The sequence below is a fragment of the Streptomyces sp. NPDC055287 genome (assembly GCF_053646035.1).
Map to the genome: position 1 here is coordinate 106,916 of NZ_JBSHNE010000013.1, position 12,207 is coordinate 119,122.

At 71.9% G+C, this 12,207-nt stretch carries 12 protein-coding genes; 11 read left to right on the top strand and 1 reads right to left on the bottom strand.

Going from position 1 to position 12,207, the window contains the following annotated elements; genetic code table 11:
- Nucleotides 1–244 precede the first annotated feature (244 nt).
- The 7 genes from ssd (at nucleotide 245) to ACWIHY_RS21740 (ending at nucleotide 5,241) form a co-directional block, all read left to right on the top strand.
- Nucleotides 245–1,366, top strand: coding sequence for a septum site-determining protein Ssd (gene ssd, locus ACWIHY_RS21710; protein WP_454377303.1), 1,122 nt, complete (start codon nucleotides 245–247; stop codon nucleotides 1,364–1,366).
- Nucleotides 1,363–2,511: a TadA family conjugal transfer-associated ATPase gene (locus tag ACWIHY_RS21715; RefSeq protein ID WP_454377304.1), complete on the top strand. Its 1,149-nt coding sequence runs from the start codon at nucleotides 1,363–1,365 to the stop codon at nucleotides 2,509–2,511. Before ssd ends, ACWIHY_RS21715 begins: the two co-directional genes overlap by 4 nt.
- Nucleotides 2,508–3,374: a type II secretion system F family protein gene (locus tag ACWIHY_RS21720; protein WP_454377305.1), complete on the top strand. Its 867-nt coding sequence runs from the start codon at nucleotides 2,508–2,510 to the stop codon at nucleotides 3,372–3,374. The genes ACWIHY_RS21715 and ACWIHY_RS21720 overlap by 4 nt, the downstream gene beginning before the upstream one ends.
- The gene (locus ACWIHY_RS21725) at nucleotides 3,368–4,165 is read left to right on the top strand and encodes a type II secretion system F family protein (RefSeq protein WP_454377306.1); all 798 of its coding nucleotides are present in this window, start codon (nucleotides 3,368–3,370) and stop codon (nucleotides 4,163–4,165) included. The genes ACWIHY_RS21720 and ACWIHY_RS21725 overlap by 7 nt, the downstream gene beginning before the upstream one ends.
- Nucleotides 4,166–4,179: 14 nt before the next feature.
- Entirely contained in the window at nucleotides 4,180–4,386 is a 207-nt protein-coding gene (locus ACWIHY_RS21730) for a DUF4244 domain-containing protein (protein WP_454377413.1), read from the top strand.
- Nucleotides 4,373–4,744 carry a TadE family type IV pilus minor pilin gene (locus ACWIHY_RS21735; protein WP_454377307.1) on the top strand — a complete coding sequence of 124 codons (372 nt, stop codon included), beginning with the start codon at nucleotides 4,373–4,375 and terminating at the stop codon, nucleotides 4,742–4,744. The genes ACWIHY_RS21730 and ACWIHY_RS21735 overlap by 14 nt, the downstream gene beginning before the upstream one ends.
- A gap of 101 nt (nucleotides 4,745–4,845) precedes the next feature.
- Nucleotides 4,846–5,241, top strand: a complete 396-nt coding sequence (locus ACWIHY_RS21740) for an Rv3654c family TadE-like protein (RefSeq protein WP_454377414.1) — start codon at nucleotides 4,846–4,848, stop codon at nucleotides 5,239–5,241.
- Here ACWIHY_RS21740 and ACWIHY_RS21745 read toward each other — a convergent pair.
- Nucleotides 5,126–7,681, bottom strand: a complete 2,556-nt coding sequence (locus ACWIHY_RS21745; RefSeq protein WP_454377308.1) for a DEAD/DEAH box helicase — start codon at nucleotides 7,679–7,681, stop codon at nucleotides 5,126–5,128. The genes ACWIHY_RS21740 and ACWIHY_RS21745 overlap by 116 nt on opposite strands.
- Before the next feature lie 81 nt (nucleotides 7,682–7,762).
- Here ACWIHY_RS21745 and ACWIHY_RS21750 point away from each other — a divergent pair, with 81 nt between their 5' ends.
- The 4 genes from ACWIHY_RS21750 to ACWIHY_RS21765 all read left to right on the top strand — a co-directional run bounded on the left by ACWIHY_RS21750 (nucleotide 7,763) and on the right by ACWIHY_RS21765 (nucleotide 12,178).
- Entirely contained in the window at nucleotides 7,763–8,116 is a 354-nt protein-coding gene (locus ACWIHY_RS21750) for an STAS domain-containing protein (RefSeq protein WP_028810414.1), read from the top strand.
- A 93-nt stretch (nucleotides 8,117–8,209) separates the two neighbouring features.
- On the top strand, nucleotides 8,210–8,695 hold the full coding sequence (locus tag ACWIHY_RS21755; RefSeq protein WP_454377309.1) for an ATP-binding protein: 486 nt from the start codon (nucleotides 8,210–8,212) through the stop codon (nucleotides 8,693–8,695).
- Between the two features lie 262 nt (nucleotides 8,696–8,957).
- Nucleotides 8,958–11,375 carry a sodium-translocating pyrophosphatase gene (locus tag ACWIHY_RS21760; RefSeq protein ID WP_454377310.1) on the top strand — a complete coding sequence of 806 codons (2,418 nt, stop codon included), beginning with the start codon at nucleotides 8,958–8,960 and terminating at the stop codon, nucleotides 11,373–11,375.
- A gap of 221 nt (nucleotides 11,376–11,596) precedes the next feature.
- Nucleotides 11,597–12,178 carry a small secreted protein gene (locus ACWIHY_RS21765; RefSeq protein WP_454377311.1) on the top strand — a complete coding sequence of 194 codons (582 nt, stop codon included), beginning with the start codon at nucleotides 11,597–11,599 and terminating at the stop codon, nucleotides 12,176–12,178.
- Nucleotides 12,179–12,207 lie beyond the last annotated feature (29 nt).

The window sequence follows — 12,207 nt, forward strand, 5'->3', positions numbered from 1 at the left end:
TCGGATCATTTCTCCCCCTCTTGGCCTGCGGCCGAAGCGGCCTTCCCCTGGTGAGACGTGTCACGCTCCGTAGTCGTTCCGCCGCTCTCCGGAAGTCACTGGTATAGGTGAGCGGGATATTCACAACCGATGAGTTGTCCCCGGTTTTTCAGCAAGATCCACACGATTTTCCGGATCCCCGCACGGTGATTCCGTTCGCGAAGTTCGTGAACAGAAGGAATCGCAGTGAGAGGGGGCGGAGATCGTGGCCGGATCCATCACACCCGATCGACCGCAGGCCGCCGGAGCACGACAGGGCGGACCGCTGATCGTCACCGAGGACGTCGACCTGCTCGACGACCTGCTGCGGCTGTGCGCGGCGGCCGGCGCGGAGCCGGAAGTCCATCACGCGGTGCCCGAGCGCCGGGGCAGCTGGGAGAGCGCGCCACTGATCCTCGTGGGCGACGACGCCGCCGAGCGGGTTCGCGGTGCGGTGCTCGGACGCGGGGGAACACGCAGACGTGGCGTGATGCTCGTGGGCAAGGACCAGGACGACCCGCACGTGTGGCGGCGCGCGGTGGAGATCGGCGCCGACCATGTGCTGCGGCTGCCCGACGCGGAGAGCTGGCTCGTGGAGCGCATCGCCGATGTGGCGGAAGGCGTCGGGCGGCAGGCGGTGACCGTGGGGGTGCTCGGCGGGCGGGGCGGCGCAGGGGCGTCGACTCTGGCGTGTGCGCTGGCGGTGGCGGCGGCTCGGACGGGGCTGCGCACGATGCTCATCGACGGCGATCCGCTGGGCGGCGGCCTCGACGTACTGCTCGGCGGGGAAGCCGTGGAAGGCATGCGGTGGCCCGATTTCGCCGAATCCAGAGGGCGGGTCGGCAGCGGCGCGCTCGAGGAGTCGCTGCCCGAGCTGCATGCGCTGCGCGTGCTGAGCTGGGACCGCGGCGACCGTGTGGTGATCCCGCCGGAAGCGATGCGCGCGGTGCTGGCCGCCGCGCGAAGGCGCGGCGGGGTGGTGGTCGTCGACCTGCCGCGACGGGTCGACGAGGCGGTGGCTGAGGCCTTGGCGCAGCTGGACCTCGGCCTCCTGGTGGTGCCCGCCGAGCTGCGCGCCGTCGCGGCGGCGAGCCGGGTGGCGTCGACCGTGGGCATGGTGCTGCGGGATCTGCGGGCCGTGGTGCGCGGGCCGTACGCCGCGGGCCTGGACGAGGAGTCGGTGGCAAAGCTGCTCGGGCTTCCGCTGGCGGGCGAGCTGCCGGTGGAAGCGGGGCTGCTGGAGGCACAGGCCGGTGGAACGCCGCCGGGCGGGAGCGCGCGCGGGCCGCTGGCGCGGTTCTGCACGGCGTTCTGGGAGCAGGCGCTCGCCGGGGGCGGTGTCTCATGAGCACACGCATGCTGGACGCGGTGAGGCAGCGGCTCGCCGAGAGCGGGGCGGAGCCGACGCCGGCGCGGGTGGCCGCGGCGCTGCGCGCACAGGGGCGGCTGCTGGGGGACGCCGAGGTGCTGGGAACGGCCGAGGAACTGCGCTGCGAGCTGGTGGGCACGGGGACGCTGGAACCGCTGCTCGCCGACCCCGCGGTGACGGATGTGCTGGTGTCCGCACCGGACCGGGTGTGGGTGGACCGGGGCGGCGGCCTCGAGCTCACCGGGGTTTCCTTCGCCGACGCGGCCGCGGTGCGCAGGCTCGCGCAGCGGCTCGCGGCGGCGGCGGGGCGGCGGCTGGACGACGCGAGGCCGTGGGTCGACGCCCGGCTGCCCGACGGCACACGGATGCACGCGGTGCTGCCACCGGTCGCCGTCGGCTCCACGTGCCTGTCGCTGCGGGTGGTGCGGCCGAAGGCGTTCTCGCTGGCCGAGCTGGTCGCAGCGGGGACGGTGCCGCCCGGCGGGGAGGTGGTGCTGCGGGGACTGATCGAAGGCAGGCTCTCGTACCTGATCAGCGGAGGCACGGGTACGGGGAAGACCACGCTCCTCTCGACGCTCCTGGGACTCGTGGGGGAGCGGGAGCGGATCGTGCTGGCCGAGGACTCGGCGGAGCTGAGACCCGATCATCCGCATGTGGTGCGCCTGGAGTCACGGCCCGCGAACCAGGAGGGCGCGGGGCAGGTCACGCTGCAGGACCTGGTACGCCAGGCGCTGCGGATGCGGCCCGACCGGCTGGTGGTCGGCGAGGTGCGCGGGGCCGAGGTCACGGAGCTCCTGGCCGCGCTCAACACGGGGCACGAGGGCGGGTGCGGGACCGTGCACGCCAACGCGGCGGCGGATGTCCCGGCGCGGCTCGAGGCGCTCGGTGCGGCCGCGGGACTCGACCGGGCCGCGCTGCACAGCCAGTTGGCCGCGGCTCTGAACGTGGTGGTGCACCTCGCGCGTGGGCGGGGCGGGCTGCGGCGGGTCGCCGAGGTCCATGTGCTGGAGCGGGACGCGGCGGGGCTGGTGGTGACCGTGCCGGCGCTTCGGTGGGGCGCGGAGGCCTTCTCGTACGAACGCGGCTGGCCCCGGCTGCGTGCGCTGCTCGGGAGTGCGCTGTGACGGGCGCGGGCGTGGGGCCCGTGTGCGCGGCTGCTGTGTGCGCGGGGGCGGCGGCGTGGCTGCTGGCCGGGCGGGACCGGGATGTGCGGCGGGCGCGGCTGATGCTCGCGGGCGGGGTGGTGGATCCCGGCGGCCCGGGCGTGCTGTGGGAGCGGCTGATGACGCCGGTGTGGAGGCGGCTGGGGCGGGAGTGGCTGTGTGTGCCGGTGGCGGTGCTCGTGGCCGTGCTGGGCGCTTCGGTGCTGCCGCTGGTCGCGGGGGCGGCGGCGGTACCTCTGGTGCGGCGCCGATTGCGCGCCGGGGTGCGGCGCCGGGAACGGGAACGGCGGGCGGACGCGGTCATCGCGCTGTGCGGGGCCGTGGCGGGCGAGCTGCGGGCCGGGAGACAGCCGGACCAGGCGCTCTTCACCGCCGCCTCGGGCACCGGTGGGCTCGGTGGGGCGGAGTCCGAGGTGATGGCGGCGGCGCGGTTCGGTGGCGACGTACCGGACGCGCTGCGGACGGCGGCGCGGGAGCCGGGGGCCGACGGGCTTGCCGGGGTCGCCGCGTGCTGGCGGGTGGCGGTGGACGGCGGCGCCGGTCTCGCGGCAGGGCTCGACCGGCTGGAGGGCGCGCTGCGGGCCGAGCGTGACCAGCGGGAGAACCTCCGGGCCCAGTTGACGGGGGCCTGGGCGACGGTGGCGCTCCTGGCGCTGCTTCCGGTGGCCGGGCTGGTGATCGGCACCGCGCTGGGGGCGGGACCGCTGCGGGTGCTGCTGCACACGCCGGCCGGGCTCGGGTGCCTTCTGGTCGGCGGGCTGTTGGAGGGGGCGGGTCTCTTCTGGGCCCGGCGGATCGTACGACGGGGGGAGAGCCCATGTTGAGCGGTGAAGTTGTCCACAGGCTGGGTGCGGTGGTGTCGGTCGCGGCCACTGCGGTGTGGCTGGTGCTCGCGCTGGCCGGGCGGCGGCGGGAGCGGTCGCACCGCAAGCGGCTGGAGGCGCTGCTGGCCATGGAGGCAGCGGGGAAGGCCGGGCGGGACTTCCGGCGAGGGTGGCGGTGGAGGCCTGAGTACGGCGTGCGGTTGCTGCGCTGGGGCCCGCCGGTGGGAGCCGCCGCGACGGGCTATGTGCTGGTCGGAGGGCTGAGCGGCTGCGCTGTCGGTGCGACCGTCGCGTACGGGACCTTCCGGTGGCAGCGGCGCGTGAGCAAGCCGCGTGGAGACGGCCCGGTCGATGCCCGGCAACTCCCGCTGGCCGCCGATCTTCTGGCGGCTTGTATCTCGGCCGGTGCCGGGCCGCGTGAGGCGGCGGAGGCGGTGGGGGATTCGCTCGGCGGCCCGGTGGGCGAGCGGCTCGCGCGGACCGCCGCCGAGCTGCGGCTCGGAGGCGAACCGGCGGACGCGTGGGGCCGGCTGGGCGCGATACCGGGCGCTGCGGGACTGGCCCGCTGCCTGGAACGGGCGGGCGCCTCGGGGGCCCCGGCGGCCGAACCCGTTTCCCGGCTGGCCGAGGGCCTCAGGGCAGAGCGGGCCAGGGAGGCCTCGGCCCGGGCCCAGCGGGCGGGCGTGCTGATGGTCGGGCCGGTCGGGCTGTGCTTTCTGCCCGCCTTCCTGGTGGTCGGAGTGGCGCCCGTGGTGATCGGACTGGCGAGCGGACTGATGAACGGCAACTGACCTTGGGGGTCGACATGTGGGTGTGGATGCGGGTGCGGGCACACGGGCTGGTGCGTGGGGTGGCCGGCGGCGGTGACGCGGGGATGACGACGTCCGAGTACGCGATGGGGACGATCGCGGCCTGCGGCTTCGCGGCGGTGCTCTACAAGGTGGTCACGAGCGACATGGTCGCGTCGGCTCTGGAAGCGGTCGTGGGGAGGGCGCTCGATGTGCCGTTCTGAGGCTTTGAGAGGCGCGGACCGGGGTTACGTCACGGCGGAGGCCGCCGTGGTGCTGCCGGCGCTGGTGCTCTTCACCATGGCGCTGGTCTGGGCGCTGATGGCGACCTCGGCGCAGATCCAGTGCGTGGACGCGGCGAGAGCGGGCGCCAGGGCCGCCGCACGACAGGAACCGGAGGCCGAGTCGGTCGCGGCGGCCCGGCAGGCGGCGCCGCGCGGGGCGCACGTCACGATCGGCAGGCAGGGCGATCAGGTCCGCGTGACGGTCGAGGCCCCCACGCCGGGCCTGGGGGCGCTGTCACTGACCCTGCGTGCGGAGGCGGTGGCGCCGGCCGAGGAGACCGTGGGGGTGGCGGTGTGAAGCGGAGGTGGGGCAGCGGTGTCCGGTCCGGCCGGGCCGGGTGGGGTGAACGGGGGTCGGCCGCTGTGTGGGGACTGGTGGGGGTGGTCGTCCTGGGGGTGGTGTTCGCGGGGGCGCTGGCGGCGGGGCAGGCGGTGGTGGCCCGGCACCGGGCCGGGGGCGCCGCGGATCTGGCGGCGCTCGCGGCGGCGGGGCAGTGGATGCGGGGTGAGGCCGCCGCGTGCGGTGAGGCGGCGGAGGTCGCAACGGCTCAGCAGGTGCGCCTGGTGCGGTGTTCCGTGGACGGCGAGATCTCCGACGTTACGGCGGAGGCCGCCGCAGGGCCGTACAGCGTGGCTGTGAGGGCCCGGGCGGGCCCCGCCGGACCCGTGGCCGCCGGGCTCACTCCGAGGGGCTCTCAGCGACCTCTGGAGGCTTCTGGCCACCGGGGCCGCCACCGTGCCCATCGGGATCAACCGGGCCGCCCCGGTCATCCGGGTCGGCCGGGGCTCCCCTGAGGAGCACCGTCAGGAGGCGGACGGCGGCCCGCTTGTCGAGGGGATCGTTGCCGTTGCCGCACTTGGGCGACTGGATGCAGGAGGGGCAGCCCGCCTCGCACTCGCAGGAGGCGATGGCCTCGCGGGTGGCGGTCAGCCACTGACGGGCCGTGTGGAAAGCCCGCTCCGCGAAGCCCGCGCCGCCCGGATGGCCGTCGTACACGAAGACCGTCGGCAGCAGGGTGTCCGGGTGGAGCGGGACCGAGACGCCGCCGATGTCCCAGCGGTCGCAGGTGGCGAAGAGCGGGAGCATCCCGATGGAGGCGTGCTCGGCGGCGTGCAGGGCGCCGCCCAGCTGCTCCGGGTTGACGCGGGCGGCGTCGAGCTGGTCCTCGGTGACCGTCCACCACACGGCGCGGGTCCGGAGCGTGCGGGGAGGGAGGTCGAGTTTGGTCTCGCCGAGCACTTCGCCGGTGATGAGTTTGCGACGGAGGAAGGAGACGACCTGGTTGGTGACTTCGACGGAGCCGAAGCAGAGGCGGCCCTCGCCCCAGGGAACCTCGGTGTCGGTCTCCAGTACGGAGACGGCCGTGGTGTCGCGGGCAGTGGTGGAGTACGGCGGATTCGCCTCCTCGACCAGGGCCACCGCGCCGTGCGGGTCCTCCAGGTCCAGGTGGCGCACCAGGTACGTACGGCCCTGGTGGAGGTGGACCGCGCCGTCGTGGACGGAGGCGTGGGCGGCGGACGCGTCGACCGTGCCGAGCAGCCGGCCGGTCTCCGCCTCGACGATCTGCACGGGCCGCCCGCCCTCGCCCCGGATGTCCGTGAGGTCGGCGGCCCGCTCCCGGCGGGTCCAGTACCAGGACTGGCCCCGGCGGCGGAGGAGGTTGGCGGCCTCCAGCTGCGGCATCAGTTCGGCGGCGGCGGGGCCGAAGAGCTCCATGTCGGCATCGGTCAGCGGGGTCTCGGCGGCGGCGGCGCACAGATGGGGGGCGAGGACGTACGGATTGGCCGGGTCGAGGACGGTCGACTCCACCGGTTGGCGGAACAGGGCGTCGGGATGGTGGACGAGGTATGTGTCCAGCGGGTCGTCGCGGGCCACGAGGATCGCCAGGGCGCCCTCGCCCCTCCGGCCGGCCCGCCCCGCCTGCTGCCAGAGGGAGGCCCGGGTGCCGGGATATCCGGCGATCACGACGGCGTCCAGCCCCGACACGTCGACGCCGAGTTCGAGCGCGGTCGTCGCGGCGAGCCCGAGGAGCTGTCCGGAGTGCAGGGCGCGTTCCAGAGCCCTGCGTTCCTCGGGGAGGTAGCCGCCGCGGTAGGCGGCGACCCGAGCGGGGAGGGAGCGGTCCACGGCGGCCAGGCGTTCCTGGGCGATGAGGGCGATCAGCTCCGCGCCGCGCCGCGAACGTACGAAGGCCACCGAGCGGACGCCCTGCACGGTCAGGTCCGTGAGCAGGTCGGCGGTCTCGGCGGTGGCGGTACGGCGGACGGGCGCGCCCTTCTCGCCCTGCAGTTCGGTCAATGGCGGCTCCCAGAGGGCGAACACCAGTTCACCGCGCGGGGAGGCGTCGTCCGCCACCTGCCGGACGGGAAGGCCGGTCAGGCGGCCCGCGGACACGGCCGGTTCCGCGGAGGTGGCGGACGCGAGCAGGAAGACCGGATTCGCGCCGTAGCGGGCGCACAGGCGGCGAAGGCGACGGACCACCTGGGCGACGTGGGAGCCGAAGACGCCGCGGTAGGTGTGGCACTCGTCGATGACGACGAAGCGCAGAGCCCGCAGGAAGGAGGCCCAGCGGGGGTGGGAGGGAAGTATTCCCAGGTGCAGCATGTCTGGATTGGTGAGGACGTAGTTGGCGTACTGACGTACCCATTCGCGTTCCTCGACCGGCGTGTCGCCGTCGTAGACCGCCGGCCTGACGGCGTTGCCCAGCGGCGCGGCGAGGGCCTTCACCGCGCGGCGCTGGTCGGCCGCGAGGGCCTTGGTGGGGGCGAGATACAGGGCTGTGGCGCCGCGCCCGTTCGGTGCCTCGGAGCCGTCGAGGAGGGTGGTGAGGACGGGGGCCAGATAGGCGAGCGACTTGCCGGACGCGGTACCGGTGGCGATGACGACGGACTCGCCGTCCAGGGCGTGCTCCGCGGCCTGCGCCTGGTGGGTCCAGGGATGTTCGATCCCGGCGGCCTGGATCGCCGCGATCACTTCCGCACGGATGCGGTCGGGCCACACTGCATGAGAACCCGCACGTGGGGGCAAGTGCTCCGTATGAGTGATGCGCGAGGAGCGGCTCTCGCCTGCGGTGAGCCGGTCGAGGACCGTACGCGGAGAGGGGCGCGCACCCGTGTTCTCCGTAAGTCTGCTGGGACGGTGATTCTTGGCCATCGGCACCGAGTGTGTCACTGGCGTGAAGGACAATGGTTCCAAGGCATCGTGCATGCCTGCAGGTAAGTGATTGAATGCCATCGCGGCTGGCGTTCCGTCCTCTGGCTCCGCCGGGGAGACCTCAGGGGGGCGGCCGCTCGATAGCAAGGTGCTGGAGGATCCGTGGACCTGTCCCTGTCGACTCGCAACGTGTCTGGACCTGGTGGCGACCGTACGGTCGTCGAGGTCGGTGGCGAGATTGATGTGTATACCGCGCCCAAGCTGCGCGAGCAGTTGGTCGAGTTGGTGAACGACGGCAGCTACCACCTGGTTGTCGACATGGAAGGCGTGGACTTCCTCGACTCCACCGGACTCGGCGTGCTCGTGGGTGGACTCAAGCGCGTCCGGGCCCATGAGGGCTCGCTGCGACTGGTCTGCAACCAGGAGCGCATTCTCAAGATCTTCCGAATCACCGGGCTGACCAAGGTGTTCCCCATTCACACCTCGGTCGACGAAGCCGTCAACGCCACCGACTGACGGCTTCCGGGAGACCGGAAGAAGGAACAGGGGCACCGGGCCGCAGGCCTGGGCCCCTGAGAAGCACGCCCGTACGTCCGAGGGGGACCGCAGATGGCCACCGTTGAACTCCGCTTCAGCGCCCAGCCCGAGCACGTCAGGACGGCCCGCCTGGTGGCGGCCGCCGTGGCGCGCCGTGCCGGGGTGGACGAGGCGGTTCTGGACGAAGTCCGACTCGCGGTCGGCGAAGCGTGCACCCGTGCGGTGGGACTCCACCGCAGCAATGGCATCTCGGCTCCGGTCCGGGTCGCACTGACCGAGGAGGAGAAGTCGTTCTCCATCGAGGTCGGGGACGAGGTGCCTGGTTCGGGCGGCGGTGCGGCCGGATCGGTTCCCGGGGTGCGCAGCACCACGGGGCCCGGGTCCGGCGATGCCGGCGTCGGCTCGGCGTCCGACTCCGACGCCGATTCCGACGGTGAGGACGAGATGGGGCTGGCGGTCATCAGCGGACTCGTCGACGATGTCGAAGTCGTCTCCGGCGCGTCCGGTGGCACCATCCGCATGAGCTGGCCGACGACACCCACGACCGTTCTCCCCTGATTTCCGGCCGGTCCCGTGGACCGGATCTTTTCCGTGAGGCCCTGCTGAGCAGGGCCTTTCGTATTTCCCTGGATCTTTGCCGGAGATCATTCCGGAATCGACAATGCGTTTGCCCCATTACCGCCTTTGAGGAGATGGGGGGAACGCGATCATTTGCTGAGTGGCAAGCGAAGGTCAATTCGGTTTGCGGCGCTCTGTTTTGATCAGGTTCCGCTCCCTACAATCCGTCCACATCTTGAGCGCTGAGCGTCAAGGAGGACGAATGGCGGGGCTCTTTACAACGGATCAGCTGGACCACCCCTCTACTCTCGCGGCCGCGGTACTCACCGACGAGAACCGGATCATCGTGATCGTCATCGCCGTAGTGGCACTGGCGGCCCTGGTCGTCGCCCAGCTGCTGGTACGTCAGGTACTGGCAGCCGGCGAAGGCACCGACAAGATGAAAGAGATCGCGGCGGCCGTGCAGGAAGGCGCGAATGCCTATCTCGCACGTCAGTTGCGCACACTCGGCGTTTTCGCCGTCGTGGTGTTCTTCCTGCTCCTGCTGCTTCCGGCTGACAACTGGTCGCAGCGCGCGGGACGTTCCGCGTTTTTCCTGGTCGGCGCGCTTTTCTCGGCGGCGACCGGATACATCGGGATGCGGCTGGCCGTACGCAGCAATGTCCGCGTGGCAGCCGCCGCGCGTGAAGCCACGCCGGCCGAAGGCGAGCCGGAAAAGGATCTGACAGCGGTCGCGCACAAAGCGATGAAGATCGCTTTCCGTACGGGTGGCGTGGTCGGCATGTTCACGGTGGGCCTCGGCCTGCTCGGAGCCTCCTGCGTCGTCCTCGTCTACGCGGCCGACGCGCCCAAGGTTCTGGAGGGTTTCGGTCTCGGCGCCGCGCTCATCGCGATGTTCATGCGAGTCGGCGGCGGCATCTTCACCAAGGCCGCCGACGTGGGCGCCGACCTGGTCGGAAAGGTCGAACAGGGCATCCCGGAGGACGACCCGCGCAACGCCGCCACCATCGCCGACAACGTCGGCGACAACGTGGGGGACTGCGCGGGCATGGCGGCCGACCTCTTCGAGTCGTACGCCGTCACACTCGTCGCGGCACTCATCCTCGGCAAGGCCGCCTTCGGTGACGCCGGACTGGCCTTTCCGCTGATCGTTCCGGCGATCGGCGTGGTCACCGCGATGATCGGCATCTTCGCGGTCGCCCCGCGGCGCGCCGACCGCAGCGGAATGACCGCCATCAACCGCGGCTTCTTCATCTCGGCGGCCATCTCCCTCGTCCTGGTCGCGGTGGCGGTCTTCGTCTATCTGCCGTCCTCGTACGCCGACCTGGACGGTGTGACCGACGCGGTCGTCCGTGGGCACGACGGCGACCCGAGGGTGCTGGCGCTCGTCGCCGTCGCCATCGGCATCGTGCTGGCCGCTCTGATCCAGCAGCTGACGGGTTACTTCACGGAGACGAACCGGCGCCCCGTCAGGGACATCGGCAAGTCCTCGCTGACGGGACCCGCGACCGTCGTCCTGGCCGGCATCGCCATCGGTTTGGAGTCCGCCGTCTACACCGCGCTGCTCATCGGTCTCGGCGTGTACGGCGCCTTCCTGCTCGGCGGTACGTCGGTCATGCTCGCCCTCTTCGCGGTGGCCCTCGCGGGCACCGGCCTGCTCACCACCGTGGGTGTCATCGTCGCCATGGACACCTTCGGCCCCGTCTCCGACAACGCCCAGGGCATCGCCGAGATGTCCGGCGACGTCACAGGCGCGGGCGCGCAGGTCCTCACCGACCTGGACGCCGTGGGCAACACCACCAAGGCCATCACCAAGGGCATCGCCATCGCCACCGCGGTCCTCGCCGCGGCGGCGCTCTTCGGCTCGTACAAGGACGCCATCGCGACGGCGCGCGACGACGTCGGGGCGAAGGTGAGCGAGCTGGGCCTGCAGATGGACATCTCGCAGCCCAACAACCTGGTCGGGCTGATGCTCGGTGCCGCGGTCGTCTTCCTCTTCTCGGGACTGGCGATCAACGCGGTGTCCAGGTCGGCGGGCGCGGTGGTCTTCGAGGTGCGGCGCCAGTTCCGCGAGCACCCGGGGATCATGGACTACACGGAGAAGCCGGAGTACGGCCGTGTGGTCGACATCTGCACCAAGGACGCGCTGCGCGAGCTGACCACACCCGGCCTGCTCGCCGTGCTGACCCCCATCGCGGTCGGCTTCTCCCTCGGCGTCGGCGCGCTCGGCGCGTTCCTCGCGGGCGCCATCGGCACCGGGACGCTGATGGCCGTCTTCCTCGCCAACTCCGGCGGGGCGTGGGACAACGCCAAGAAGCTCGTCGAGGACGGCCATCACGGCGGCAAGGGCAGCGAGGCCCATGCCGCGACCGTCATCGGCGACACCGTCGGCGACCCGTTCAAGGACACCGCCGGCCCGGCGATCAACCCGCTGCTGAAGGTGATGAACCTGGTGGCTCTGCTCATCGCTCCCGCGGTGGTGCAGTTCAGTTACGGCGACGACGCCAACGCCGGGGCGCGGGCGGTGGTGGCGACGCTCGCGATCGTTGTCATCGTCGGCGCGGTGTACGTCTCCAAGCGGCGCGGAATCGCCGTGGGTGACGAAGACAACTCCGCGGGGGCCTCCGGACGGGTGCCCAAGCCGGCGGATCCGCCGGTGGCGTCCAAGATCGTCTCGTAGTACTTCGCGACACCTGCTGTAACGCCTGCTCAGAAGGCGGGCGGACGCCGTGTGCTGATGCGGCGTCCGCCCGTCCTCGCTGTTTTCGGGGCTGTCCCGTGAGGTGCCTCTCCCTTGGTGCAAATGGCTTCAATACCCCATGGACCGGACGTACGGCATGCGGATGTCGCCCACTTGGCGTGTATGTTCCGGGGCCGAGAGCCTTGGAAGGGACCAATCCGGTGAACAAGAAGTTTGCGGCCGCGCTGTCCGGCGGCGCGGTACTGGTAATGGCGCTGTCCGGCTGCAGCAGCGACGACAGCGACGACAAGGTCAACGACTGGGCGAAGACGGTCTGCGACCAGGTGCAGCCCCAGTTGAAGAAGATCTCGGACGCCAACACCGCCATCCAGAAGCAGACCGCGGACAACAGCAAGCCCGTCGACGTCCAGCGGACCGACTCCCAGGCCTTCCAGCAGATCTCCGACGCCTACAAGGCCATGGGTACCGCGGTGGACAAGGCGGGTCCCCCGCCGGTCGACGACGGCGAGACGACCCAGAAGGAAGCGGTCCAGGAGCTCAACGCCTCCTCGGCGGCGTACGCCGGCCTGAAGAAGCAGGTCGACGAGCTCGACACCAAGGACCAGGCGAAGTTCGCGGACGGTCTCAAGGGCGTCGCGGACGAGCTGAACAAGATCAGCAAGAGTGGCGACCAGGCGCTCCAGAAGCTCCAGTCCGGCGAGGTCGGCAAGGCGATGGCCAAGCAGCCCGGCTGCCAGAAGCCGGGCGCGAGCACTGCCGCCTCGCCCGACGCGAAGGCGTAATCGCCGCGCGAAGAGCCCTGTTGCGGCGC